This window comes from Roseateles sp. UC29_93, assembly GCF_042695725.1.
Taxonomy (GTDB): domain Bacteria; phylum Pseudomonadota; class Gammaproteobacteria; order Burkholderiales; family Burkholderiaceae_C; genus Roseateles; species Roseateles noduli_A.
The window spans coordinates 5,739,935-5,764,671 of the sequence record NZ_CP170545.1; the positions used below are offsets into that span (position 1 = coordinate 5,739,935).

Consider the following 24,737-nt stretch of genomic DNA (forward strand, 5'->3'; position numbering starts at 1 on the left):
CCAACGATGAGCCGGCGATGAACGCGCGCGTGAACTCCTCCGCCGTCGCCGGCCTGCGCCGCGCCTGGGGCTGGTGGTGGCAGCTGTCGTGGCCGGCGCTGCGCCTGCAGTGGGGCCGCCAGCTGGCGGCGCTGCTGACGATCGCGCTGGGGCTCGCGCTGGCCGGCGCGGTGCACTGGATCAACGCGTCGGCGCTGGCGCAGTTCGAATCCGCCGCGCGCCAGAGCAGCGCGGTGGCCGATACCGAACTCAGCCCCGCGCCCGGCGCCGCGCCGCTGTCCGACCGCTACTTCGGCGAGCTCGCCGCGCGCGACGACATTGCCGCGATCTCGCCCCGGCTCGACGCCAGCATCCGGTTGCAGGGCCGCGACGGCTCCTGGCAGCGCGTGCGGCTGATCGGGCTGGACCTGGTGCAGCTCGGCGCCTTCCATCCGCAATGGTTCCCCAGATTGGACGGCGCTGACCTCGGCCGCGCGCTGCGCGAGCCAGCGCTGCTGGTCAGCGACGCGGCGTGGTCGAAGCTGGGCTTCGACATCACGGCGAACGCCGGCGCCGGCACGTCCGGAGCCCTCCCGGCCTCGGGGTCAGGTCTTGCCGCGTCCCCTGCGCCGCCCTCGCCCCTGCCCCGGACCCTGCGCGTCGACCTCCCGGACGAACCGGCCCCGCTCCCCGTCGCCGGCCGCGTGCCGGACCGCCAGCAGCCGCTGGTGATCGTCGACATCGCCTGGGCGCAGCAACTGCTGCACCGCCCCGGGCAGCTCGACGCGATCCTGCTGCGGATGGCGCCGGACCGCGCGGTGCCGACCGACTGGCCCGCCGGCGTCCAGGCCCATGCGCCCGAGGACCAGGCCCGCCAGCAGGCCGACGAGGCGCGCCGCCTCACGCGCGCCTACCGGCTCAATCTCGGCGTGCTGTCGCTGATGGCGCTCTTCGTCGGCGCGTTCATGGTCTTCGCGGTGCACAGCCTGTCGGTGGCGCAGCGGCTGCCGCAACTCGCACTGCTGGGCGTGCTCGGCATGAGCGCGCGTCAGCGGCTGGCGCTGCTGGTGTCGGAGGCGCTGGCGCTTGGCCTCGCCGGCGCGGTGCTGGGCCTGGGCCTGGCCGTCGCACTCGCCGAGCTGGGCCTGCACGCGCTCGGCGGCGATCTCGGCAGCGGGCTGACCGGGCTCAGCGGCGGGCGACCCGAACTGCAGCTCTCGGGCGCCTCGATCGCGGGCCTGCTCGCGCTGGGACCGCTGGTGAGCCTCGGCGCGGCCGCCCTGCCGCTGGCGCGGCTGCGCGGCCTGCCGGTCGCGCAGGTGCTCAAGGGACTCGGCAGCGGCGGCGATGCCGGCCGCTGGTGGTGGATGGGTCCGGTGCTGCTGGCCGCCGCCTTGCCGCTGACGTGGATGCGCCCCGTCTTCGGCCTGCCGCTCGGGACCTATGCGGCGATGGTCGCGCTGCTGCTCGGCGCGCTGGGCACGGTGCCCTTCGTGCTGCGCGCGATCACGGGCCTGCTGCGCGGCTGGGCGGCGCGGCGCGCGCTGCCGCTGCTGGCCGTCGAACGCGCCCGCGACCAGGCGGGCGAGGCGGGCCGCCTGATCGCGGGCGTGCTGGTCGCGCTCGCACTCGCCGTGGCCATGCTGGTGATGGTCGCGAGCTTCCGGAATTCCCTGGACCAGTGGCTGAGCGACATGCTGCCCGCCGATCTCTACCTGCGCCAGACCGCCCGCGACAGCGCCCAGCAGGGCCAGCCGATGCCGCCGGGGCTGGCGGCGTCGGCGGCGGCGCTGCCGGGCGTCGAGCGCGTGGCGGCGCAGCGCACGCGCTCGATCGGGATCCGGGTGCGCGGCATGACCGGCGGCACGACGCTGCTGGCGCGGCCGCTCGATCACCGGCTGCCGCTGCAGGGCGAGGCCGCCACGCTGCCCGACGGCCTGCAGCCGGTCTACATCAACGAGGCGATGCGCGACGAGCTCCGCCTCGCCCCCGGCGACCGCTTCATGCTCCGGCTCGACGGACGCCAGCTGCCGGTCGGCGTGAAGGCGATCTGGCGCGACTACAGCCGCCAGAGCGGCGCCGTGCTGATGGAGCGAAGCGATTGGGGAACGGCTCAGCGGCGACGCCGCGATCACCGAGCTCGCGCTGTGGCTGAAGGCCGGCGCCGATCCCATCGCCGTGCAGCAGGCGCTGCGCGACAGCTCCGGCGCGCCGGAGTCGCTGGAGATCGCCTCGGCCGGCGAGCTGCGGCGCTTCTCGCTCGCGATCTTCGACCGCAGCTTCGCGATCACCTACTGGCTGCAGGCGGTGGGACTGGGGCTGGGCCTGTTCGGCGTGGCGGCCAGCCTGTCGGCGCAGCTGCTGGCACGGCGGCGCGAGTTCGGCCTGCTGCTGCACCTCGGCCTGACGCGCGCGATGCTGCGCCGGCTGGTGCTCGCCGAAACGCTGCTGCAGGCCCTGGCCGGCGCGGTCATGGGGCTGCTGGTCGGGCTGGCCATCAGCGCGGTGCTGGTGTTCCGGCTCAACCCGCAGAGTTTCCACTGGAGCATGGACTGGGCCATCCCCGGCTGGCGCGTCGCGGCGCTGCTGGTGGCCAGCCTGCTCGCCACCGGCGCCACCGCCGCGTGGGCCAGCGCGCGTGCGCTGCGCGCCGGCAGCGGCGAGGCGCTGCGCGCCGTGCGGGAGGACTGGTGATGATCGGACGGCGCCCGCTGCTGGGCGGTTTCGGACTCTCGGCGCTGACCCTGGCGCCTCAGGCGTCGTTCGCCCAGGCGCGAAGGTCCAGCGCCGGGTCAGGGTCAGGGTCAGGGTCAGGGTCAGGGCCGACGTCGGCTTCGGCCTCGGAGCGCTTGTCCGCCGCACCGCTGCATTTCCCCCGCGACCACGGCGCGCATCCCGAGACGCGCGTCGAGTGGTGGTACGTGACGGGCGTGCTGTACACGGGTTCGGCCGGCGGCCGCGCCGGCAGCCAGGATCGGCAAGGACGGCGACGGCAGTCCCGCCCGGACTTCGGTTTCCAGCTCACCTTCTTCCGGGTCCGGAACGATCTGAAGCGTCCGTTGCAGTCGGCGTTCGCGCCGGATCAGATGATGCTGGGCCATGCGGCGATCTCGGACCTGGGCCGGCAGCGCCTGCTGCACGACCAGCAAGTGCTGCGGCATGGTTTCGCGAACGCGCGGACCGAGATCGACGACACCCGCGTGCGCCTGGGCAACTGGCAGTTGCGTCGCGTGGACACCCCCGGCGGCGCCGGCGGTGTCGGCACTGCCGGTGGCCGCAGCCGATACGCGCTGCTGATGGCGAGCGAACACGCCGGCTTCGCGCTCGAGCTGACGCTGGACGCGCCGCAGGCACCGCTGCTGCAGGGCCGCGCCGGCTGGTCGCGCAAGGGACCGGGCGAGCAGCAGGCGAGCCGCTACGTCAGCGAGCCGCAGTTGTCGGGCACCGGCCGGCTCGCGCTGCGCGAGGGCGGCACGCACGGCACACGCGATGTGCGGGCCCGGGCCTGGCTGGATCACGAATGGAGCAACCAGTACCTTGGCCGTGGCGCCGACGCGGCGCCGGACCGCGCGGTCGGCTGGGACTGGCTGGGTTTGAACCTCGACGACGGCGCGTCGCTGACGCTGTTCCGCATGCGCGGGCAGGACGGCAAGGGGATCTGGACCGGCGGCAGCTGGCGCGCGGCGACGGGCGGCGCCATGGTCGACTTCGAGCAGCAGCTCCAGTTCGAGCCGCTGGCGTTCTGGAAGAGCCCGGTCAGCCTCGCGACCTATCCGGTCCGCTGGCGGATCCGCACGCCGCGCGGCGTGTTCCTGGTCGAGGCCGCGTACGCGTCGCAGGAGATCGACGCGCGCCGCAGCACGGGCTTCCCGTACTGGGAAGGCGTGGCGCGCGTGGCCGACGAGGCCGGCCGCACGCTGGGCTGGGGCTACCTGGAGATGACGGGCTACGCGGGACGGGTCCCGCTGTAGCACCGCGCTAGGCCGGTCGCGTGCCGCTGTAGCGGTTGCGCCCGACGGGATTGCCGCGTAGGCGCGCACGCAGTTGCAGCCGGCGCTGCGGGCCAGCGCCAGCGCCTGCCGGGCCTGCTGCAGCAGTTGGTCCGCGCCCTGCTGCGGCTCGCGCCGCCAGTCCTGCCAATGGGCCAGGCCCAGGCTCGCGCTCAAGGGCAGCGCCTGCCCCTGCCAGCGGTAGTCGAGCGTGGCCACGCGGGCGCGCACCCGGTCGGCGGCATCCAGCGCGCCCAGCGGATCGGTGCAGGGCAGGTACGCGGCCCACACGCCACGCGGCAAGGGCAGCAACCAGTTCCCGCCGCGCAACTGTTGCCGCACAAGCTGGTCCAGGCGCTCATCCAATGCCTGGATGCAGTCCTCGCCATGCTGCTGCTGCAGTCGCGCCCAGGGGTCGAGTTCCAGCAGCATCAGCACGCCGTCGTGGCGGTGCCGCTGCGCACGGGCGGCCTCGCGTTTGAGGTCGTCCATCAACTGCGCCTCGTCGGCGGCGGCGATCCGCGCCGGAGGCTCGCGACGCGCCAGCCAGCGCCGCCGCAGGGAAGTCCACCAGGCCCCGGGGCCCCTGTCCGAGTCTTGAGCCATGCCGCCCACCTTCGCCGGAGATGAGGATCGATTGCAGCACAGGAGCAAGCCGCGCGCCGCCCCCTTGAGCGGGGGAGGATAGGCGCTTGCGCCACGGTGCGTCGCGTCAGTTGTAACGAATCCGGACGCGCCGCAGGGACGCGTGCGACCGGTCCGCGCCTGCTCTACAGTCAACGGCTGTGTCCAGCGCCCGCGGCCTTGCCGCCCTGCCCGTGCACGCCACACCAGAACAAGGTTCGCGAGATCCGGGAGACTCGCGGGATTCCACGTTCAATGAACCGGCCGCTCCGCCGCCCGGCGACCTGCCGATGCCGGCGGTCGTCGGCGCGCTGCTCGTGCTGCTGACCGGTCTGGCGCTGACGCTCAGCGCGATGCTGTGGAACCGCAACCGCGTCGTGGCCGAAGGGCATCGCGTCCTCGATGCCCAGATGGAGCGCCTGCAGCGCGACGTCGTCCAGCGCTTCATGCAACCGGTCTACGGCCTCAAGGGCGCGCGCGGGACGATCGCCGCGCTGCGTGGCCGGCTCGACCGCCACGCCTTCCGCGCCTACGTGCAGTCGCGCGATCTGGCGCGCGAATTTCCGGGAGTGCGCGGCTTCGGCTTCGTGCCGCGCGTGATGCGCGACGATCTGCCCGCGTTCATCGCCGCCGAGCGGGCCGACGGCGCGCCGCAGTTCTCGGTGCGCGGTTTCGGCGACGCCGCGCCGGACCTCTTCGTCGTCGCCCACATCGAGCCGCTGTCGCAGAACTATCCGGCCTGGGGCTTCGACCTCGGGTCGGAATCGACCCGCCGCCGCGCCATCGAACAGGCGATCGCCACCGGCGAGGCCACGCTGTCCGCGCCGGTGCCGCTGGTGCAGGATCGGGCGCACGGACCCGGCATGCTGCTGCTGGTGCCGGTCTTCCGCGACGGCGCGGATCCGGTCACGCCCGACCAGCGTCGACAGTCCTTGCTGGGCATGCTCTACGCGCCGCTGGTGGCGCAGGAGATCCTGCACGGACTCAAGGAGGGCCTGGCCGCGGCGCCGATGGATTTCCGGCTGCTGGTCGACGACCACGGCGCGACCGAGGACCTGCTGCTGGATTCGGTCACCGGCATCCAGCCCCTCGACACCCCGCCGACCGCGCGGGCCGGTTTCGACAACCGCATCGTCGCGGTCGAGCGTCAGGTCGAGATCGCCGGCCGGGCCTTCCGCGTGGAGGCCGCGCTGACGACGGCCTATGAGCGCGACGTCATCGACGCCGCGGGCTGGGGGCCGGGGTTGCTGGGCCTGGTGCTGACGACGCTGCTGGCGGCGACGACCTACCTGCTGTCGGCCGGCCGCGCCCGCGCGCAAGCCCTGGCTGACACGATGACCGAGGACCTGCGCCGCCTGACGCTGGACCAGCAGGCGATGCTGGACACCGAGGTCATCGCCATGGCCAAGCTGCGCGGCCGTCGCATCGTGTGGAAGAACGGCGCGCTGGAACGGCTCTTCGGCTACGGCAAGGACGGGATGCTCGGGCTGCCGGTGCGCAAGCTGTACGTCGACGAGGACACCTTCGCCGCGCTCGGCCAGAACGCCTATCCGGTGCTGCGGCGCGGCGGCCACTACCGCAGCCAGCAACAGATGCGGCGCAAGGACGGCAGCCTCGTCTGGGTGGACCTCAACGGCGTCGCGCTGCCCGGCGAGCGCGACGAGGAGACGACGCTCTGGATGATGGTCGACATCACGCAGAGCAAGGCCTACGAGGCCCGCGTCGAGCGCGCCGCCTTCCACGACGCGCTCACCGGCCTGCCCAATCGCGTGCTGCTCGCCGACCGGCTGCGCCAGTCGATGGCCGCGGCGCAACGGCAGCAGCAGTCGGTGGCCGTGGCCTACCTGGACCTGGACGGCTTCAAGGCCGTCAACGACGCGCACGGCCACGATGCGGGCGACGAGGTGCTGAAGGCCGTGGCGCAGCGGCTCGCGGAGACGATCCGCGCCACCGACACGGCCGCGCGGCTCGGCGGCGACGAATTCGTCGTACTGCTGACGCCCCTGCCCTCGCCCGAGGCCAGCCGCGTCACCTGCGAGCGGCTGCTGCGCGCGATCCTGGAACCGGTACGGCTCTCCTCGGGCGCGATGGTGCAGGTGGGCAGCAGCATCGGCGTCGCGCACTACCCGCTCGACGGTGTCGACGCCGAGGTGCTGATGAGCCGCGCGGACCAGACGATGTTCGAATCCAAGCGCGCCGGACGTTGCCGGATCCGCTGGCTCAACGGGGCGCTGCCGCCGGACGAGATCGATCTGTCGGCGCTGCGCCAGCCTTCGGAGCTGCCATCGGCCGGCACTTCGGCGGAGACATCACCCGCGACCGATCCGCAGCGTCTGCGGGGTGACCGGAGCCATGCGCGCTGAGCCGCCGTACAGTCGGGCGATGACCTGCCTGACCACCGCCCGCCTCCGCCTGGAACCGATGACCGACGCCCACCTGCAGGGCCTGTTCGAGATGAACCGCGACCCCGAGGTGATGCGCTACATCACCGGCAAGCCCGACACGCTCGAGGACACGCAGGCCATGATCGACCGGGTCAAGGCGCGCTGGGCCGAGTGGGGCTTCAGCTGGTGGACCTTCTTCGAGATCGGGACCGGCGAGATCGTCGGCGCCGGCTGCATCCAGCATTTGCGCGGCGACAAGGCCAACCCGCACGAGATCGGCTGGCGCCTGCGCCGCGACCGCTGGAGCCTGGGTTATGGCTCCGAGGCGGCGCGCCGGATGGCGGCCTTCGCGTTCGACACGCTGCAGGCGCCCGAGCTCGTCGCGGTCTGCGAGCCGGCGAACGAGGGCTCGGCCCACATCATGAAGAAGCTCGGCATGAGTTACCGCGAGCTGCAGCGCTGGCACGACGCGGACATCGCGGTCTACGGCATGACGGCGGACGAATGGCGCCGCTCGCCGGCGGCGGCCAAGGCGGCGCAAGAGATGTCCGCCACAACGCTGGCTCCCCGCGGCTGACGCGGCGCCGGTTTGGGATGCGCCGCTAGGCGCAAACCGGAGCCATAGCAGCGCTATGGCGAGGATTTGCAACGACGCGGCGCGCCCAAAGCGGTGCTGCGTCAGTCGTGGGGATCAGAGGCCGCCGACGAAGTAGCGCTTCAGGCCGGACAGGATCATTTCGACCGCGATGGCGGTCAGCACCAGGCCCATCAACTTCTCGATCGCCGAGACGACCGAGTCGCCGAGCAGCTTGCGGATCCGGTCCGCCAGGATCAGCGCGAGGAACGAGATCACCATCGCCGTGAACAGCGCGCCGATCCATTCGGCCACGCGGTCCGGCTGGCGCGAGGCCAGCAGCAGCACCGTGGCCATCGCCGACGGGCCGGCCAGCAGCGGCACGGCCAGCGGGAAGATGAACGGCTCGCGGCCGGTCTCCACGCCGTAGGCGGACTCGCCGGCGTGGCTGAAGATCATCCGGATCGCGATGATGATCAGGATCACGCCGCCGGCCACCTCGAGCGAACGCTCGGACAGGTGCATCAGCCGCAGGAAGCCCTCGCCCAGGAACATGAAGGCCAGCAGCACGCCGAAGGCGATGGTCACTTCGCGCAGCGCGACCTTGAGCCGGCGCTCGCGCGGCACGGCCCGCATGATGGGGATGAAGATCGGCAGGCTGCCCAGCGGGTCGAGCACCAGCAGCAGCAGGATGAGGGCGGAGAGAAAACTGTGATCCATGGGGCGGGATTCTCGCCGAAGGCGCCCCGCGGGCGACTGGGCGTTGGCGCGCCGCCACGCACGCTTCGTTCATCCGACTCCATAGAATCGCAAGGATTCCTCGCCCTGACCCCGATGATGAACAAGATGAACGACAGGATGGACAAGAAGACCGCCCCTGCCCGGCCCACCGGTCCGGTCGTGCTGGATGCGATCGACCTGCGGATCCTGGAGGCGCTGCAGCGCGACGGCCGGATGTCCAACGTCGATCTGGCGACTCAGGTCCACCTGTCGGCGCCGCAGTGCTTCCGCCGCGTGCGCGCGCTGGAGGAACGCGGCGTGCTGCGCGGCTACCGCGCCGATGTCGCCCCGCTCGCGCTGGGGCTGAGCGTCACCGCCTACGTCAGCCTGAACATCACCGCGCAGGCCTTCGTCCGCGTGCGGGAGATCGAGTCGCTGATCCGCGACTTCCCCGAGATCCTGGAGTGCCACACCGTGTCGGGGGACTCGGACTACCTGTTGAAGGTGGTCGCGCGGGACCTGCAGGCGCTGTCCAAGTTCCTGACCGACAAGCTGATGCAGCTGGACGGCGTCGCCGACGTGCGCTCGATGATCTGCCTGGAGGAGATCAAGCCGCCGGCGGGGCTGCCGGTCAAGTAGGCGCGTTCTGCTTCGACGGCACGGCGAATTCCAGGGCCGCGATCGCGTAGTTCAACGCTTCATGCTTGCGCTGGGCCACTCGATACTCCGCGCTCACGCCGCTGGGGTCGCGCGACGCGGGGACGCCTGACGCGGGGTCGGCCAAGCGGATCATCTCCCGCAGTCGGTCATCGCGCGCGGCCTTGATCGCCGGCAGCTGACCGCCATCGTCATGGAACGCATCGATGAGTCGCAGCCGCATCGGCGGCGTCAATTCATTGAATGCTCGACCAGCGGCCTTGGAGAGGTTCCGGGCAATGAATTCGGCCTCCCCGACACCGCTACCGCCGGCACCGGTCGCTTCGAGCTTCTGATGCACGTGACGGAGCTGGTCGACGACCAGCATCATCCGGTCCGCGATCTGATCCGCCAATCGGGCCTCCCCATTGCGGAACGGCAGGAGTCGCTTCAACTTCTGAGCAATGCCCAGGGAACTGTCGATCTCCCGGAACAGCGCTCCCATCGAATTCTGAAGGGGTCGTTCGCGCGAGGTCGCCAGCAGGTTGGCTTCGCTGGCCGCGCGCGCCTGCGTCAGTGCCAGCGCCAGCGTGGTCGCCGCTTCAGCATTCCTCGAGGTCTGCAGAAGGTCCGGGGCGGAAGCGGACCGCGGCAGCGCGGCGAACGCCTTCGGCAGACGGGCCATGGCGTCCATGATCTTGCGTTCCTTCAGGTCGGCAGCTTTGCGATCGTCGACCTCGGGATCATGGGTGGCCACTGCCGGCAACTGGGCGAACATTCGGTGGACCTCGGCGTTCGTGATCGCCGGGGTGGGCATCAAGGGCCGATGCAAAGCGGTGTGGGCGGGAATCGGCTCGTCCAGCAGCGATGACTCGGCCCCGGACATCGGTGCCGGTGCCGGTGCGGGCACAGGTGCAGATGCAGGTGCAGGTGCGGGCGCAGGTGCGGGCGCAGGTGCGGGCGCAGGTGCAGGCATGGGTGCGGGCGCAGGTGCCGGTGCCGGTGCCGGCGGTGCGGCTGCAGGTGCGGGTGCAGGTGCGGGTGCAGGTGCGGGTGCAGGTGCGGGTGCTTGCGCGTACACGCGCTCGCAGGCCTGGCTGAGCTGACGATCCAGCCCTTGCGCAAAGGCCTCGCCATGCCGGTCCCGCGCCTCCTGAATGAATCGGCGCTGCTCTTGCTGGAAGTGTTCCAGGCTGGGCCCTGACTGCTGCAGCTCATCCGCCTCCTGGCGGTGGCGATCCAGCGATTCCATCTGGTTCATCAGCGTGATCGCCGCACCGGAAGCCGTCGCGCCGTCCGCGCAGATCACCGCCAGGCCGCTGACGTCGCCGAGCGCCTCCTGCCTCGTCGCGACGGCGTCGCGAGCGCGGGCCACGTCCAGCTGAAACGCCTCCGGATCCCGCGGCTGGGCCTGCACGTCATGCATGCGCATCAGCCGCGACTCCACGGGCTCCCCGGGGAGCTGGATGTCCACCTGCAACAGCCAACTGCCGTCCGGTTCCATGCCGTCCAGGCGATACGCACTCGCGCGCGCTTCGCCGCCGTCGTCGGTCTGCAGGCTGCAGACGATCGACTGCCCCGGATGCTTGAGTTGCTCGAAGAATGGAGAGATCGGCTCACCAGGCCCCGGATGCAGCAGCATCACATCGGACACGTCCTGTTCGTCCAGGGCCTGCAGCACGCCGAGGAAGGCATGGGGATCGATGGGCGTCGGCGGCGACGACGGGGCAGGCACTGTCGCCGCGCGTGCCGGTGAAGCGGCGCGCTGGAGGTCCGGGCCGGCTTGCGGCGCCGGGCCGCTGCGCACACGAGCGCCGGACTGCGGTTGCGGCGGTCGCGGCGCGCTGGGTGCCGGCGCGGGGTACGGCACGTACCGGATCGGGGCACCAAAGGCCGCGGGAGGCGCCGCGGCTTGCAAGACGGGCGGCATGTACCGGGAGATCTCGTGCAGCGCCGCATTCAGGATCGGCGCGATCACGCCGTGCAGCGGATGGCCGACCGCGCAGGCCGCCAACGGCAGCAGGTGGGCCACATGGACCCCGTGCGCCACGGGCGGCCACACGGACGCGACGCCCGCCATCGAGGCTCCACCGAACGACGGCGCATGCATGGCGCCGCCCCAGCCGACAGCGGAGGCGAAGGAGGAATGGAAGAGCGTGTTTTCGAACATGGGGCGGGAGAATCGCGCGGGGCAAGGCCTCGAAACGGGCCTGGCCAACGATCCAGGGAAGCGTGGATAGCCGTTTGGTGCGGTCACCGTCCAACACGGTTCGGCGCGCCCCGCCCGCGCTCCCTCATCCCCTCGGGTGATGCGCCGCGTGCAAGGCCTTGAGGCGCTCCCGCGCCACATGCGTGTAGATCTGCGTGGTCGACAGGTCCGCATGGCCCAGCAACAGCTGGACCGCCCGCAGATCCGCGCCATGGTTGAGCAGGTGGGTGGCAAATGCATGCCGCAGCGTGTGTGGCGAGATCGGGCTCGTGATCCCCGCGATGAGCGCGTACTTCTTGACGATGCGCCAGAAGCTCTCCCGCGTCATGGCCTGGCCGAAGCGGCTGAGGAAGAGGTCGTCGGTGCCGCGCATGCCGAGCAGCTGCGGCCGCCCTTCCCGCAGATAGCGCATCAGCCAGGTGTGCGCCTCCTCGCCGAACGGCACCATCCGCTCCTTGTCGCCCTTGCCGGTCACGCGCAGCACGGCCTCGCGCAGCCCCACATGCACGCTCTTGAGCGTCACCAGCTCGGTCACGCGCAGCCCGCTGGCGTACATCAGCTCCAGCATCGCGCGGTCGCGCAGGCCCTGCGCGGTGCCCACGTCGGGCGCGTCGAGCAGCGCCTCGACCTGCTGCTGCGACAGCGTCTTGGGCACGCGCATCGGCTGCTTGGCGGTGATCAGCTTGAGCGTGGGGTCGCGCTCGATGCGGCGCTCCCGCAGCGCCCAGCGGAAATAGCGCTTGAAGACGGACAGCCGCCGGTTCGCCGAACTGGCCTTGCCGCCGTCATGCCGCGCGGCGGCGTAGCCCATCAGGTCGAGTTCCTCGACCTGGTCGAGCGTCCGGTCCCGTTGCGTGGCCAGCCAGTCGGCGAGCAGCTGCAGGTCGCGCCGGTAGGCCAACTGCGTGTTGCGCGACAGGCCTTCCTCGATCCAGAGCGATTCGATGAAGGCATCGACGGCCCGGCCGCTGCGCTCGCGCGCGCGGCGGAAGGAGCGAGAGGTTCGGTGCTGGAAGACGACGGGGAGGGGCACGACGGGGAGGGGGACGACGACATGCCGCGCATGATGCGCGAAAAAAAAAGGGCCCGCGCCACCACGCGCGGGCCCTACGGAGCAACCGCCACAGGCAGCGGTTGGTTGGGGACCGGGAAAGAGGGAGACGCCGCGCGTCAGCCGATGCGCACCGGCACGAAGATCTTGTCGCCGCCGCGCTGCACCAGCAGGGCGACCGACTTCTCCGCGCCCTTGACCGCGCTGCGGACCTGATCGAGCGATTGCACCGGCGTGCCGTTGACCGCCAGCAGCACGTCGCCGGGACGCACGCCGGCACGCGCCGCGGCGCTGCCCTCGCCCACTTCCTGGATCAGCAGGCCGTCACGGGTGCCGAGCTGGCGGCGCTCCTCGGGCTGCAGTGGACGCAAGGCCAGGCCCAGCTTGGCGTGATCGGCGTCCGCATCGCCGCCGCCGACCTTGGCCAGCTTGGCGCCCTTCTCGTTCGCATCGCCGAGGGTGGCGGTGATCGTTTCGCGCTTGCCGCCGCGCCAGACCTCGATGTCGACCTTGTCGCCGGGCAGCGACTGGTCCACCAGCGCCGGGAGATCTCCGCTGGACACGATGCGCTGCCCCTTGAAACCGAGGATCACGTCGCCCGAGCGCAGGCCGGCCTTGGCGGCCGGGCCGTCATCCTCGACGTTGGCGACCAGCGCGCCCTCCGGTCGGTCCAGCTTGAAGGAGTCGGCGAAGCCCTGGTTGACCTCCTGCACCATCACGCCGAGCTTGGCGTGCTGCACCTTGCCGCCCTTCTCGATCTGCTGGCGGACCTTGTTGGCGACCTCGACCGGAATGGCGAACGACAGGCCCTGGTAGCCGCCCGACGCGCTGTAGATCTGCGAGTTGATGCCGACCACCTCGCCCCGCGCGTTGAACAGCGGGCCGCCGGAGTTGCCGGGGTTGATCGCGACGTCCGTCTGCAGGAACGGCACGCGGCTCTCGTCCGGGCCCAGCGAGCGGCCCTTGGCGCTGATCACGCCGGCGCTGACGCTGTTCTCGAAACCGAACGGCGAGCCGATCGCCAGCACCCATTCGCCCACGCGCAGGTCCTTGGTCGCGCCCAGGCGGACGGTCGGCAGGTTCTTGGCTTCGATCTTCAGGACGGCGACGTCGGTCGACTTGTCGCTGCCCAGGACCTTGGCGCGGTACTCGCGACGGTCGGTCAGCTTGACGACCACTTCCTGCGCGTCCTGCACGACGTGGGCATTGGTCAGGATCACGCCGTCGGCGCTGACGATGAAGCCGGAGCCCTGGCCACGGATCTCGCGACTGCCGCCGCCTTCACCGCCGCCGTTGGGGCCGCCGGGCATGCCGGGCACGCCGAAGCGGCGGAAGAATTCGTAGAAGGGATCGTCGGGATCGATCTGCGGCGCACGCGCGGCCCGCGTCTTGACCGTGCCCGACACGCTGATGTTGACAACCGCCGGGCCCTGCGCCGCGGCGATCTGCGCGAAGTCGGGCATGCCCGCGGGCGGCGGCGTGAAGTTCCCGGCCGGCGCGGCGGCATTCGCCAGCGGCGTCGTGGCCGCGGCCACCTGGGTGTCGCCGTTCGACGCCGAGACACCGTCGGTCGACGCCGGCGCCGAGGTCTGCGCGACCGGCATCAGCTTCGCGTTGCGCATCGCGAGCGCACCGCCCGCGGCCCCCAGCACGCCAGCCGCGGCCAGCGCCCACACGAGTTTCTTCACCGGAATCATCTTCTCCACTTGAGCCATCTGAACCTCCAGATTCACAGGGAGTCGGCGACCAGTGCGGGACGCCTTGGCGCCGACTCGATGGCTTGAAGTTTGAGCAGCTTGGCTTAGGTCGCTCTTAATCCGCGGCAGGCGCCCTTCCGGTGCCGTTTTCAGCGGCCCGTCGACGATGCCGTGTCGCGCATGGCGCCGAGCACCTGCAGCGTGACCAGCAGCCGCTCGTTGCCCCGCCAGCACACGTTCTGCTCGGTGATCCCGGCGCACAGCTGCTCATGGCGTTTCAGCGTGTCCTGGAACGAGCCGTCGCCGCCGCTCACGCGTCGGGCCCATCGGCGTCGACCCGCGTCGTCCAGGCCGTCGAAGGCGGCCTGCATCCAGTCCCCGCAGAGCCTGGCGCCGACCTCGCGTCGCCGAGCGGGTGCCCAGTGCTTGGGCAGCTCATCGAGCACGGGCGCGACCAGCGACATCGCCAGCGGCTCCACGGCCCTGTGCTTCGGCCCGAAGACCCGCCGCAACCAGCCTTTCACCCCGGTGGGCGCCGTCATGCGCGCGGTGAGGCTGCGGATGGCGGTCTGGCGCCAGGGCGTCAGCAACCGGGCCGTCCACGCCGTGTCCTCAGCTTCCTGCGCCTTCTGCGCTTCCTGCTGCGGCGTGCAGGCGCGCGGTACCGCGGCCAGAGCCGTCGGCCCCGCGGCCACAGGCGTGTCGTGCGGCGGCGAGGCCCGGGGGGTGCTCAACTGGGACTTGCGCAGGCTCGCGCCCTTCGGACGAGGCCGCGCGGGTGCGTTGGCGTCATGGCCGCGCGGGCGCTCGCCGCCGGGCGCGATCCGACCATGCGGGTCAGGCGTTTGGGACGTTCGGGACGTTCGGGACGTTCGGGACGTTCGGGACGTTTGGGGCGTTTCGGCTGCGGGCCAGGACTCAGGCGACTTCAACGCGGAGAGGAAACGCGTCGAGGCGAATCCAGCGGACGGAATGAGCATGAGAGACCTTTCGCGAAGCGTTGAGGTCCTTCATGGGTGGGAGCGGGAAGACACCCGGTTCCCTCGCGACATCGCGTCCGGCGCTGGCGCGCGATCGGGCACGCGTGGTGGCCATACGGATGCGGATGCGGATGCGGATGCCCATGCCGCTGCCGCTGGCGGTCAGGCGGGCGGCAGCGCGGGGGGGCGGCGATGAAGGCGGCAGCAGCCCGGGCGGCGGCAATCCGGACGGAGGCGGGGACGCGGCCAGCGGCGCGCGGGAGAGCGGCATCGCCAGCTCGACGCGCAGCCCGCCCAGCGCGGTGCTGTGCCCCAGCCGCAGCGTGGCGCCGTGGTCGTCGGCGATGCTGCGCACCAGCGCCAGTCCGAGCCCGCTGCCCGGCGCCTGCTGCGCCTGCGATTCGGACCGGTAGAAGCGGTCGAACACGCGCCCGCGCTCCGCGTCGGGAATGCCGGGGCCGTCGTCCTCGACCACCAGCAAGGCCTGGCCGCCGCTGCGCTCCAGGCTCAGGTCCACGCGGCCGCGGCCGTACTTGATGCCGTTGTCCAGCAGGTTGCGCAGCAGCATCGTCAGCGCCTCGCGATGGCCGTCGACCAGCACCGCGTCGCAGCGCTCCATGCCGAGGTCGATGCCGCGCGCCTGCGCCAGCGTCGCGCCGTCGATGACGGCATCGCGGCACAGCACGTCCAGCGCGATCGGCTGCGCCGGCGCCTGTGCCTTGGCGCTGTCCTGGCGGGCCAGTGCCAGCAGTTGCTCGATGAGATGGGACGCCCGGTCGATGCCCAGGCCGAGTTTCTCCAGCGCCTGGACGCGCGCGCCCTCGTCCGGCGCGCGGCGCAGCGACTGCAGCTGGAGCTTCAGCGCGGCCAGCGGCGAACGCAGCTCGTGCGCGGCATCGGCGACGAAGTGCTGCTGCTGCTCGAAGGCCTGGCGCACCCGGTCCAGCAGCGCGTTGAGCTCGGTGACCAGCGGCTGGACCTCGGCCGGCAGGTCCTCCTCGTCGACCGGGGCCAGGTCTTGCGCGGCGCGGCGCGACAGCTGCTGGCGCACCCGCTCCAGCGGCGCCAGCGAGTGCGACACCACCCACCACACGACCAGCGCCAGCATCGGCAGCATCAGCGCGGTGGGCAACACGGTGCGCCAGGCCAGCTGTCCGGCCATGCGCTGGCGCACGGCGATGTCCTGCGCCACCTGCACGACCTGGAAGCGCCCCTGCACCGCGAAGACGCGATAACGCTTGCCGCGCAGCGCGACGTTGGAGAAGCCCAGCACTGCGCGCTGCGGCAGCCAGTCCGGTCCGGCCGAGCGGTACAGCGGCGTGCCGTCCAGGCCCCAGACCTGCACGATCAGGTCGATGCTCTGCTCCTCGCCGAGCGGCAGCGGCAGCCCCGTGCCCATGCCCGCGCGCAGCGACAGCGCCACCTGCTGCATCTGGTAGTCGAAGATCTCGTCGGTCTCCATCAGCGCGTTGCGGTAGGCGCTCATGCCCTGCGCGAGCGCGCCGGTCAGCACCGCGCCCAGCAGGAACAGCAGCAGGCGGTAGCGCAGCGATCGCGGCAGCAGCGACAGCCGGCCGCGGCGGCCCGTGCCGGAGCCGGCGTCCGCCTTCACGCCTCCATTCGCGTCCGCCTTCATGTCCGCATTCACGTCCGCCTTCATTCCTTGGGCACGCGGTAGCCCACGCCGCGCACGTTCTGGATCAGTTCCGCGCCGAGCTTCTTGCGCAGCCCGTGGATGTAGACCTCGACGGCGTTGCTGCTGATCTCGTCCTTCCAGCCGTAGAGCTTCTCCTCGAGCTGCTGGCGCGAGAGCACCATGCCCGGACGGGCGAGCAGCGGCTCCAGCACCGCCCACTCGCGCTGCGACAGCGTGACCGGATGGCCGTTGGCGGTGACCTCGCGCGTGGCGGGATTGATGCTGACGCCCATGTGCTCGTAGACCGGCTCCGCGCGGCCGGCCGCACGGCGCAGCAGCGCGCGGATGCGGGCCAGGAGCTCGTCGAGCTCGAAGGGCTTGAGCACGTAGTCGTCCGCGCCGGCGTCCAGCCCGGCGACGCGCTGGGCGGTCGCGTCGCGCGCGGTGGCGATCAGCACCGGCACCGCCTGCTTGCGGCCGCGCAGCGCCTGCAGCACGCTCATGCCGTCGCGCCTGGGCAGGCCCAGGTCCAGGATCACCAGGTCGTAGGTCTGGGATTGCAGCGCGGTGTCGGCGATCTCGCCGTCACGCACCCAGTCCACGGCGTAACCCTCGGCACGCAGCAGCTCGAGCAGCTGCTCGCCGATCATCAGGTCGTCTTCCACCAGCAGGAGTCGCATGGGCACGATTGTGCACGCGCGCCGGGGCGACCGCGGCCGCGAGCGGCCGGTCAGGCGTCCGCGGGGCGCCGTCGCACGGGGCCGGCCTCGAGGACCGCGGGCGCACGCCAGTCGCGCGACGGCGCGATCGGGAGCGGTGGGGGTGGCGGCAGCGGCAGATCCTTCGCCGGCGAGGGCGTTCTCCGGCGCCGGGCGGCAAAGCCTGCCCCCGCCTCCTTGGGCGATGTCCCCGCACGCAGCTGCTCGATCACGCAGCGGATCTGGACGAGGTCCCGCTGGCGCTCATGGATCACGGCCAGGCCGTCATGGTCCTCGGCGTCCTCGCGCGGCGAGCGGCATCGCCTGGCCAGCGCGATGGCGTCCCGCAGGCCGCTCGCGAACCGGACCGCCTTGCCGGTCGGCAGCGCATGCACGGAGAGGGACTTCCTGCTGCGCAGTTCACCGTCCACCTCGATCGTCAGTTCGATCCCACGCGGCAACTGGCCCGGCGGCGCCGGCAGCGGCCCTGTCCGGATCCGCAACCGGCCATGGCCCGTGAGCTCCCGATCCACCGAGCACGGCCCGCCGAGCAGGCGCTCGACCAGCGAGCGGTGCTCCGGCGCCACCCTCGGATCGGGTTCCTGGCGGACCGGAATCGCCACGCCGCCGATCCCCTGGTTCAGCACCGCGTCGGCCAGACGCACGAGCAGATCGCCGTCCTGCCCCGCGCCGGGTCCGGCGGCGATGGCCCAGGGATCGCCGGGGCGGCGCAACACGCCGGATCGGGATCCGGGCTCCAGCCCGGCCACCGGCCTCAGTCCGGCCCGCCAGGCCGCCACGCCCTGGGACAGCAGTCGCCGGCGCTCGGACGCCTCCTTGCTGCCCGGCGCCGGTCCCTCCCGCCTCGCGGCGCTCCAGGCAGACTTCAGGTCGTGGCTGTCGGCCTTGGCATCGAGGCCCAGGCAACGCGTGAACAACGAAAAGATCGATGAGATGACCGGCATGTCGAGGGTTTCCATTCCTGCCCGTCCATCGGGCCGCTCCCCCTGTGTGCAGATGACGGCGCGGAGCACCTGTAAACCAGGCGGTCGCGAGGCGGACCGATTCCATGACTACAATGCGCGCCTGTCAGGAGAGAGCTCCCTCGCGGGAGCCGCCGAAGGCGCAGTGGCACAGGTGATCCCACGCTGCGAACGCTCAGGCAAAAGGACTGACGAAACGCTCGAGACATCGGGCGTCCTCACTGGAGAGAGGCGGGGCGGACCCTTTGGGTCGAGCCCGTCCACCGAAGGGGCAAGCCGCCGGTCAACCGCCGACGGCCAATCTCTCAGGTAAAGCGGACAGCGAGGGCATCTCCCCCACCTTGACGTGACCGGTTCACAGTCGGGGTGGTCATGACGAATGCCCTCGGAGCGAGACATGTCCGCTGATCAGTCCTTGAACGCCCCCCTGCACAAGACCCCGCTGCACGCGCTGCACGTCGAACTCGGCGCCAAGATGGTGCCCTTCGCCGGCTACGACATGCCGGTCCAGTACCCCGCCGGCGTGATGGCCGAACACAAGCATGCGCGAGCCCAGGCCGGCCTGTTCGACGTGTCGCACATGGGCCAGGTGCTGCTGGTCGGCGACGACGCCGCCGCAGCGCTGGAAACGCTGGTGCCGGTCGACATCGTCGACCTCGGGATGTTCAAGCAGCGCTACGCGCTCTTCACCGCCGACGACGGCGGCATCCTCGACGACCTGATGGTCGCGCGCCGCACGGACGGCCTGTTCGTCGTGGTCAACGCCGGCTGCCGCGACCAGGACATCGCGCACATGCGCAAGCACCTGTCGGGCCGCTGCGAGGTGCGCCCGCTGCCGGACCAGGCGCTGCTGGCGCTGCAGGGCCCGCAGGCCGTCACCGCGCTGTCGCGCCTGAACGCCGAGGTGGCCAAGCTCGTCTTCATGACCGGCGGCTTCTTCGAGCTGGACGGCATCCCGACCTTCGTGACCCGCTCGGGCTACACCGGTGAGGACGGCTACGAGATCTCGGTCCCCGCCGACCGTTCGGTGGAACTGGCCCGCAAGCTGCTGGCCCAGCCGGAAGTGATGCCCATCGGCCTGGGCGCGCGCGACTCGCTGCGCCTGGAAGCCGGCCTGTGCCTGTACGGCCACGACATCGACACGACCACCACCCCCGTCGAAGCCTCGCTGACCTGGGCGATCCAGAAGGTGCGTCGCGCCGGCGGCGCCCGCGCGGGCGGCTATCCGGGCGCCGCGGTCATCGACAGGCAGTTCGCCGAAGGCGCCGCGCGCAAGCGCGTGGGTCTGGTCAGTTCGGAGCGCATGCCCGTGCGCGAAGGCGCGAAGCTCGTCAACGCGGACGGCCTGGAGATCGGCGTCGTCACCAGCGGCACGCTGGGCCCGACGGTGGGCAAGCCGGTGGCGCTGGCCTATGTGCAGACGCCCTACGCCGCGCTGGGCACCGAGCTGTTCGCCGAGGTCCGCGGCAAGCGCACCCCGATGACGGTCTCTTCCACGCCGTTCACACCCAACGGATACTTCCGCGGCTGATCCGCGATTCCGGGTCACACGTCCTTCGATTCCCTCGAGCTCACCCTCGAGATTCCCCTTTCAACTTTCCGACGCACGGAGCCTCTCCATGAGCATCAAGTACACGCCCGACCATGAGTGGGTCGACACCACCGACGGCATCGCCACCGTGGGCATCACGGTCCACGCGCAGGACGCGCTGGGCGACGTCGTGTTCGTGGACCTGCCGGACGTCGGCAAGTCCTTCGCCGCCAAGGAAGTGGCCGGCGTGGTCGAGTCGGTCAAGGCCGCCGCCGACGTCTACGCGCCGGTGTCCGGCGAGATCGTCGAAGTCAACGAGGCGCTGCGCGCCGACCCGTCGCTGGCCAATACCGACCCGCTGAAGACGGGCTGGTTCTTCAAGGTCAAGCTGTCGGATCCGTCGGAGCTGGATGCCCTGATGGACACGACGGCTTACGACGAGCTGGTCAAGAACAGCTAATCGCTTGAGCGATGCACGCAGGGCCCCTCGGGCCCTGCGGCAATGAATTCTTCTCTCCAGGATCGCCCCGCCATGTCCGCCCTGCCCTCGTTCGCCGAACTTGAAAACGCTGCCGAGTTCCACGCCCGTCACATCGGTCCCGACGCCCATGACGAGACGCTGATGCTCTCGGCCATCGGCGCCGCGTCGCGCGCCGCGCTGATCGACGCCATCGTCCCGGCCGCCATCAAGCGCGCCGCGAAGATGGACCTGCCGGACGCCGTGACCGAGTCGCAGGCGCTGGCCGAGCTCAAGGCCATCGCGGGCAAGAACCAGATCCTGAAGAGCTTCATCGGCCAGGGCTACCACGGCACGATCACGCCGGGCGTGATCCTGCGCAACATCCTCGAGAACCCCGCCTGGTACACCGCCTACACGCCCTACCAGGCCGAGATCTCGCAAGGCCGCATGGAAGCGCTGGTCAACTTCCAGACCATGGTCTGCGACCTGACCGGCCTGGCCATCGCCAACGCGTCGATGCTGGACGAGGCCACCGCCGCCGCCGAAGGCATGACGCTGGCCGCGCGCATGGGCAAGAGCAAGAGCCAGACCTTCTTCGTCGCCGACGACGTGCTGCCGCAGACGCTGGAAGTCGTGCGCACGCGCGCCGAGCCGCTGGGCATCACCGTCCAGGTCGGCAAGGCCGAGGACGCCGGCAAGACCGAATGCTTCGGCGCGCTGGTGCAGTACCCCGGCGTGACCGGCGTGGTGCGCCCGCTGCAGGCGATCGCCGACGCGGTGCATGCCCAAGGCGGCCTGCTGGTCGTCGCGGCCGACCTGCTGGCGCTGACGCTCATCGCGTCGCCCGGCGAGCAAGGCGCCGACATCGCCGTGGGCACCACGCAGCGCTTCGGCATGCCGATGGGCGCCGGCGGCCCGCACGCCGCCTACATGGCCTGCCGCGACGAGTTCAAGCGCTCGCTGCCGGGCCGCCTGGTCGGTGTGTCCGTCGACTCGCACGGCAAGCCCGCCTACCGGCTGTCGCTGCAGACCCGCGAACAGCACATCCGCCGCGAGAAGGCCACCTCCAACATCTGTACCGCGCAGGTGCTGCCGGCCGTCGTGGCCAGCATGTACGTCGTCTATCACGGCCCGCAAGGCCTGAAGCGCATCGCGCAGCGCGTCGCCGCCTACGCCGCCGTGCTGGCGCAGGGCCTGAAGGCGCTGGGCCTGACGCTGGTGCACGAGACCTCGTTCGACACGCTGCACGTGAAGACCGGCGCCCACACCGGCCCGGTGCTGGCCGCCGCCGTCGCCGCCGGCATGAACCTGCGCCAGGCCGGCGAGGACAGCATCAGCCTGACGCTCGACGAGACGACGACGCGCGCCGACATCCAGGCGCTGCTGACGGTCTTCGCCGAAGGCAAGCCGGTCGCGGACGCGTTCGGCGGCACGTCGGCCTCGACGCTGATCCCCGCGGCGCTGTCGCGCACCAGCGCCTATCTGACGCATCCGATCTTCAACATCCACCACTCCGAAACGGAGATGCTGCGCTACATCCGCCTGCTCTCCGACAAGGACCTGGCGCTGGACCGCAGCATGATCCCGCTGGGCTCGTGCACGATGAAGCTGAACGCGACCAGCGAGATGATCCCCATCACCTGGCCCGAGTTCGCGCAGGTGCACCCGTTCGCGCCGCAGAGCCAGCTGCAGGGCTACGCGCAGCTCGACCAGCAGCTGACCGCCTGGCTGTGCCAGGCCACCGGCTACACGGGCGTCTCGCTGCAGCCCAACGCCGGCTCGCAGGGCGAGTACGCCGGTCTGCTGATCATCAAGGCCTGGCACGAGTCGCGCGGTGACGCGCACCGCAAGATCTGCCTGATCCCGGAATCGGCCCACGGCACCAACCCGGCCTCCGCGCAGATGGTGGGCATGCAGGTCGTCGTCACCAAGTGCGACAAGGAAGGCAACATCGACCTGGCCGACCTGAAGGCCAAGTGCGAGCAGCACAGCGCCAACCTGGCCGCGATCATGATCACCTACCCCTCGACGTACGGCGTGTTCGACACGCACGTCAAGGAGATCTGCGCGCTGGTGCATGAACACGGCGGTCGCGTGTACGTGGACGGCGCCAACATGAACGCGCTGGTCGGCATCGCCGCGCCCGGCCAGTTCGGCGGCGACGTGTCCCACCTGAACCTGCACAAGACCTTCTGCATCCCGCACGGCGGCGGCGGCCCGGGCGTCGGTCCGGTGTGCGTGGTGGAGGACCTCGTGCCCTTCCTGCCGGCGCACCGCTCGGCCGGCCTGGGCGAGAAGACCGCCATCGGCGCCGTCAGCGCCGCGCCGCTGGGCAACGCGGCGGTGCTGCCGATCTCGTGGATGTACATCCGCATGATGGGCGAGGTCGGCCTCAAGGCCGCGACCGAGACCGCGATCCTGTCGGCCAACTACGTGGCCGCGCGCCTGTCGGACCACTTCGACATCCACTTCAGCGGCAACATCGACGGCGTCAAGGGCGGCGGCGTGGCCCACGAGTGCATCCTGGACCTGCGCCCGCTCAAGGACAGCAGCGGCATCTCGGCCGAGGACGTCGCCAAGCGCCTGATCGACTACGGCTTCCACGCGCCGACGCTGTCGTTCCCGGTCGCGGGCACGCTGATGGTCGAGCCGACGGAAAGCGAATCCAAGTTCGAGCTGGACCGCTTCATCGCCGCGATGCTCCAGATCCGCGAGGAGATCGCGAAGGTCGAATCCGGCGCCTGGTCGAAGACGGACAACCCGCTGGTCAACGCGCCGCACACGGCCGAGAGCCTGCTCAAGACCGAGTGGTCCCACGGCTACAGCCGCGACGACGCCGCCTACCCGGTGCCGGCGCTGCGCCACGTGAAGTACTGGTCGCCGGTCGGCCGCGTGGACAACGTCTACGGCGATCGGAATCTGGTCTGCTCCTGCCCCCCGCTCTCGGCCTACGCCGACGAGTGATCAGGGTGATCGACGAAGGCCGCTGACGCGGCCTTCTTTTTGGCCTAGTTTCCATCCAGGCCGTCCGGCCCCGCGCGTCACGAGCGACGCGGGCGGGCGTTCCACATCCGCAAGAGCCACCCACGAGGTCCGCCATGGCAGTTTCCGTCTTCGACCTGTTCAAGATCGGCATCGGGCCGTCGAGCTCGCACACCGTCGGTCCGATGCGCGCGGCACGCATGTTCGTGCAGCGCCTGCGGCATGAGGGCGTGCTCGATCGCACCGTGCGCGTCGCCACGGCGCTGTACGGCTCGCTCGGCGCGACCGGCAAGGGGCACGGCAGCGACAAGGCGGTGCTGCTCGGCCTGGCCGGGCACGAGCCCGACACCGTCGACATCGAGGCCATCCCCGGCGTCCTCGAGGGCATCCGCAACGACAAGCGCCTCGCGCTGGGCGGCGATCACGTCGTCGCCTTCGACGAGGCGCGCGACCTCGTCATGTACCGCCGCCAGAGCCTGCCGCTGCACGCCAACGGCATGCGGCTGATCGCCTACGACGCCGACGGCAACGAGATCCAGAACCGCGTGTACTACTCGGTGGGCGGCGGCTTCGTCGTCAGCGAGGAGGTGCTCGCGGACGGCAGCAAGCAAAAGCAGATCGCGCCGGACACCACCGTCCTGCCCTACCCCTTCAGGTCGGGCGCCGAGCTGCTCGAACTGACGGAGAAGGAAGGCTGCTCGATCGCCGAGATCATGCGCCGCAACGAGCGCCACTGGCGCACCGACGAGGAGACCCGCGCCGGCCTGCTGAAGATCTGGCAGGTGATGCAGGACTGCGTCCAGCGCGGCTGCCGCACCGAGGGCATCCTGCCCGGCGGCTTCAAGGTGAAGCGCCGCTCGGCCGCGCTGTACCGCGACCTGATCGCCCATCCGGAGGCCGCGTTGCGCGATCCGCTGCAGGTGATGGACTGGGTCAACCTCTACGCGCTGGCGGTCAACGAGGAGAACGCCGCCGGCGGCCGCGTCGTGACGGCGCCCACCAACGGCGCGGCCGGTATCGTGCCGGCGGTGCTGCACTACTACGCGCGCTTCGTCCATTCGGCCAACGAGGACGGCATCGTCGACTTCCTGCTGACGGCCGCGGCGATCGGCATCCTCTACAAGGAGAACGCGTCGATCTCGGGCGCGGAGGTCGGCTGCCAGGGCGAAGTGGGCGTGGCCTGCTCGATGGCCGCCGCGGCGCTGTGCGCGGTGATGGGCGGCACGCCGGCGCAGACCGAGAACGCGGCCGAGATCGGCATGGAGCACCACCTGGGACTGACCTGCGATCCGGTCGGCGGCCTGGTGCAGATCCCCTGCATCGAGCGCAACGCGATCGCGTCGGTCAAGGCCATCAACGCGGCGCGGATGGCGCTGCGCGGCGACGGCACCCACCACGTCAGCCTGGACAAGGTCATCAAGACGATGCGCGAGACCGGCGCCGACATGATGACCAAGTACAAGGAGACCGCCCGAGGCGGTCTCGCGGTGAACATTGTCGAGTGCTGACACGCCGCCGACGTGTCAGAGGGGGAGGCCGATTCGCGTGCCCCGGCGGTACGGCTTGCCAGAATCAATCGCGAGTCAGGCGGCGAAAACTGTCAG

18 protein-coding genes, 3 pseudogenes and 2 riboswitches are annotated in these 24,737 nt (G+C 71.1%); of the genes and pseudogenes, 12 read left to right on the forward strand and 9 right to left on the reverse strand.

Features of this window, described 5'->3' with window-relative positions; genetic code table 11:
* Positions 1 to 920: 920 nt before the first annotated feature.
* From ACFJIX_RS26650 to ACFJIX_RS26665, 4 genes and pseudogenes are all read left to right on the forward strand, one after another.
* A pseudogene (locus tag ACFJIX_RS26650) lies at positions 921 to 1,277 on the forward strand (FtsX-like permease family protein); the annotation flags it as partial.
* Positions 1,278 to 2,313: 1,036 nt separating this feature from the next.
* Positions 2,314 to 2,673, forward strand: a complete 360-nt coding sequence (locus tag ACFJIX_RS26655) for an FtsX-like permease family protein (RefSeq protein ID WP_377162000.1) — start codon at positions 2,314 to 2,316, stop codon at positions 2,671 to 2,673.
* 272 nt (positions 2,674 to 2,945) lie between these two features.
* A pseudogene (locus ACFJIX_RS26660) lies at positions 2,946 to 3,449 on the forward strand (lipocalin-like domain-containing protein); the annotation flags it as partial.
* Positions 3,450 to 3,470: 21 nt separating this feature from the next.
* Positions 3,471 to 3,950 (forward strand): lipocalin family protein, encoded by a 480-nt coding sequence (locus tag ACFJIX_RS26665; protein ID WP_377162002.1) that lies wholly within the window; start codon positions 3,471 to 3,473, stop codon positions 3,948 to 3,950.
* Between the two features lie 132 nt (positions 3,951 to 4,082).
* On the opposite strand, the pseudogene ACFJIX_RS26670 reads toward ACFJIX_RS26665, so the two are convergent.
* Positions 4,083 to 4,460, reverse strand: a pseudogene (locus tag ACFJIX_RS26670) (diguanylate cyclase domain-containing protein); the annotation flags it as partial.
* Between ACFJIX_RS26670 and ACFJIX_RS26675 the strand changes: the two are divergent.
* From ACFJIX_RS26675 to ACFJIX_RS26685, 3 genes are all read left to right on the forward strand, one after another.
* The gene (locus tag ACFJIX_RS26675; RefSeq protein WP_377155642.1) at positions 4,356 to 4,598 is read left to right on the forward strand and encodes a hypothetical protein; all 243 of its coding nucleotides are present in this window, start codon (positions 4,356 to 4,358) and stop codon (positions 4,596 to 4,598) included. The pseudogene ACFJIX_RS26670 and the gene ACFJIX_RS26675 overlap by 105 nt on opposite strands.
* Before the next feature lie 284 nt (positions 4,599 to 4,882).
* Entirely contained in the window at positions 4,883 to 6,955 is a 2,073-nt protein-coding gene (locus ACFJIX_RS26680) for a CHASE domain-containing protein (protein ID WP_377155644.1), read from the forward strand.
* 58 nt (positions 6,956 to 7,013) lie between these two features.
* Complete coding sequence (locus ACFJIX_RS26685; protein WP_377155645.1) at positions 7,014 to 7,553, forward strand: GNAT family N-acetyltransferase; 540 nt, start codon at positions 7,014 to 7,016, stop codon at positions 7,551 to 7,553.
* A gap of 114 nt (positions 7,554 to 7,667) precedes the next feature.
* On the opposite strand, the gene ACFJIX_RS26690 is transcribed toward ACFJIX_RS26685, so the two are convergent.
* Positions 7,668 to 8,270, reverse strand: a complete 603-nt coding sequence (locus tag ACFJIX_RS26690; protein WP_377155647.1) for a MarC family protein — start codon at positions 8,268 to 8,270, stop codon at positions 7,668 to 7,670.
* Between the two features lie 138 nt (positions 8,271 to 8,408).
* On the opposite strand from ACFJIX_RS26690, the gene ACFJIX_RS26695 reads away from it, so the two are divergent.
* Entirely contained in the window at positions 8,409 to 8,909 is a 501-nt protein-coding gene (locus ACFJIX_RS26695; protein WP_377162004.1) for an Lrp/AsnC family transcriptional regulator, read from the forward strand.
* Here the strand turns inward: ACFJIX_RS26695 and ACFJIX_RS26700 are convergent.
* The 7 genes from ACFJIX_RS26700 to ACFJIX_RS26730 form a co-directional block, all read right to left on the reverse strand.
* On the reverse strand, positions 8,902 to 11,076 hold the full coding sequence (locus tag ACFJIX_RS26700) for a hypothetical protein (protein ID WP_377155650.1): 2,175 nt from the start codon (positions 11,074 to 11,076) through the stop codon (positions 8,902 to 8,904). The two genes, ACFJIX_RS26695 and ACFJIX_RS26700, sit on opposite strands and share 8 nt — an antisense overlap.
* 124 nt (positions 11,077 to 11,200) lie before the next feature.
* Complete coding sequence (gene xerD, locus ACFJIX_RS26705) at positions 11,201 to 12,148, reverse strand: site-specific tyrosine recombinase XerD (protein WP_377155651.1); 948 nt, start codon at positions 12,146 to 12,148, stop codon at positions 11,201 to 11,203.
* 137 nt (positions 12,149 to 12,285) lie between these two features.
* The gene (locus ACFJIX_RS26710; RefSeq protein ID WP_377155653.1) at positions 12,286 to 13,881 is read right to left on the reverse strand and encodes a DegQ family serine endoprotease; all 1,596 of its coding nucleotides are present in this window, start codon (positions 13,879 to 13,881) and stop codon (positions 12,286 to 12,288) included.
* 131 nt (positions 13,882 to 14,012) lie between these two features.
* Positions 14,013 to 14,597 (reverse strand): hypothetical protein, encoded by a 585-nt coding sequence (locus ACFJIX_RS26715; protein ID WP_377155655.1) that lies wholly within the window; start codon positions 14,595 to 14,597, stop codon positions 14,013 to 14,015.
* A gap of 184 nt (positions 14,598 to 14,781) precedes the next feature.
* Positions 14,782 to 16,491 (reverse strand): ATP-binding protein, encoded by a 1,710-nt coding sequence (locus ACFJIX_RS26720; RefSeq protein ID WP_377155657.1) that lies wholly within the window; start codon positions 16,489 to 16,491, stop codon positions 14,782 to 14,784.
* Positions 16,492 to 16,499: 8 nt separating this feature from the next.
* Positions 16,500 to 17,159: a response regulator transcription factor gene (locus tag ACFJIX_RS26725; RefSeq protein ID WP_297524135.1), complete on the reverse strand. Its 660-nt coding sequence runs from the start codon at positions 17,157 to 17,159 to the stop codon at positions 16,500 to 16,502.
* A 50-nt stretch (positions 17,160 to 17,209) separates the two neighbouring features.
* Positions 17,210 to 18,157: a hypothetical protein gene (locus ACFJIX_RS26730; RefSeq protein ID WP_377155658.1), complete on the reverse strand. Its 948-nt coding sequence runs from the start codon at positions 18,155 to 18,157 to the stop codon at positions 17,210 to 17,212.
* A 100-nt stretch (positions 18,158 to 18,257) separates the two neighbouring features.
* Positions 18,258 to 18,361: riboswitch (glycine riboswitch) on the forward strand.
* Between the two features lie 10 nt (positions 18,362 to 18,371).
* A riboswitch (glycine riboswitch) is annotated at positions 18,372 to 18,492 on the forward strand.
* Between the two features lie 65 nt (positions 18,493 to 18,557).
* On the opposite strand from ACFJIX_RS26730, the gene gcvT reads away from it, so the two are divergent.
* The 4 genes from gcvT to ACFJIX_RS26750 all read left to right on the forward strand — a co-directional run bounded on the left by gcvT (position 18,558) and on the right by ACFJIX_RS26750 (position 24,641).
* Entirely contained in the window at positions 18,558 to 19,691 is a 1,134-nt protein-coding gene (gene gcvT / locus ACFJIX_RS26735; RefSeq protein WP_377155660.1) for a glycine cleavage system aminomethyltransferase GcvT, read from the forward strand.
* Between the two features lie 88 nt (positions 19,692 to 19,779).
* Entirely contained in the window at positions 19,780 to 20,151 is a 372-nt protein-coding gene (gcvH, locus tag ACFJIX_RS26740; protein ID WP_297524138.1) for a glycine cleavage system protein GcvH, read from the forward strand.
* Between the two features lie 72 nt (positions 20,152 to 20,223).
* On the forward strand, positions 20,224 to 23,115 hold the full coding sequence (gene gcvP, locus ACFJIX_RS26745) for an aminomethyl-transferring glycine dehydrogenase (RefSeq protein ID WP_377155662.1): 2,892 nt from the start codon (positions 20,224 to 20,226) through the stop codon (positions 23,113 to 23,115).
* 134 nt (positions 23,116 to 23,249) lie between these two features.
* A complete protein-coding gene (locus ACFJIX_RS26750) occupies positions 23,250 to 24,641 on the forward strand; it encodes an L-serine ammonia-lyase (RefSeq protein WP_377155664.1) in 1,392 nt (463 codons plus the stop codon).
* Positions 24,642 to 24,737 lie beyond the last annotated feature (96 nt).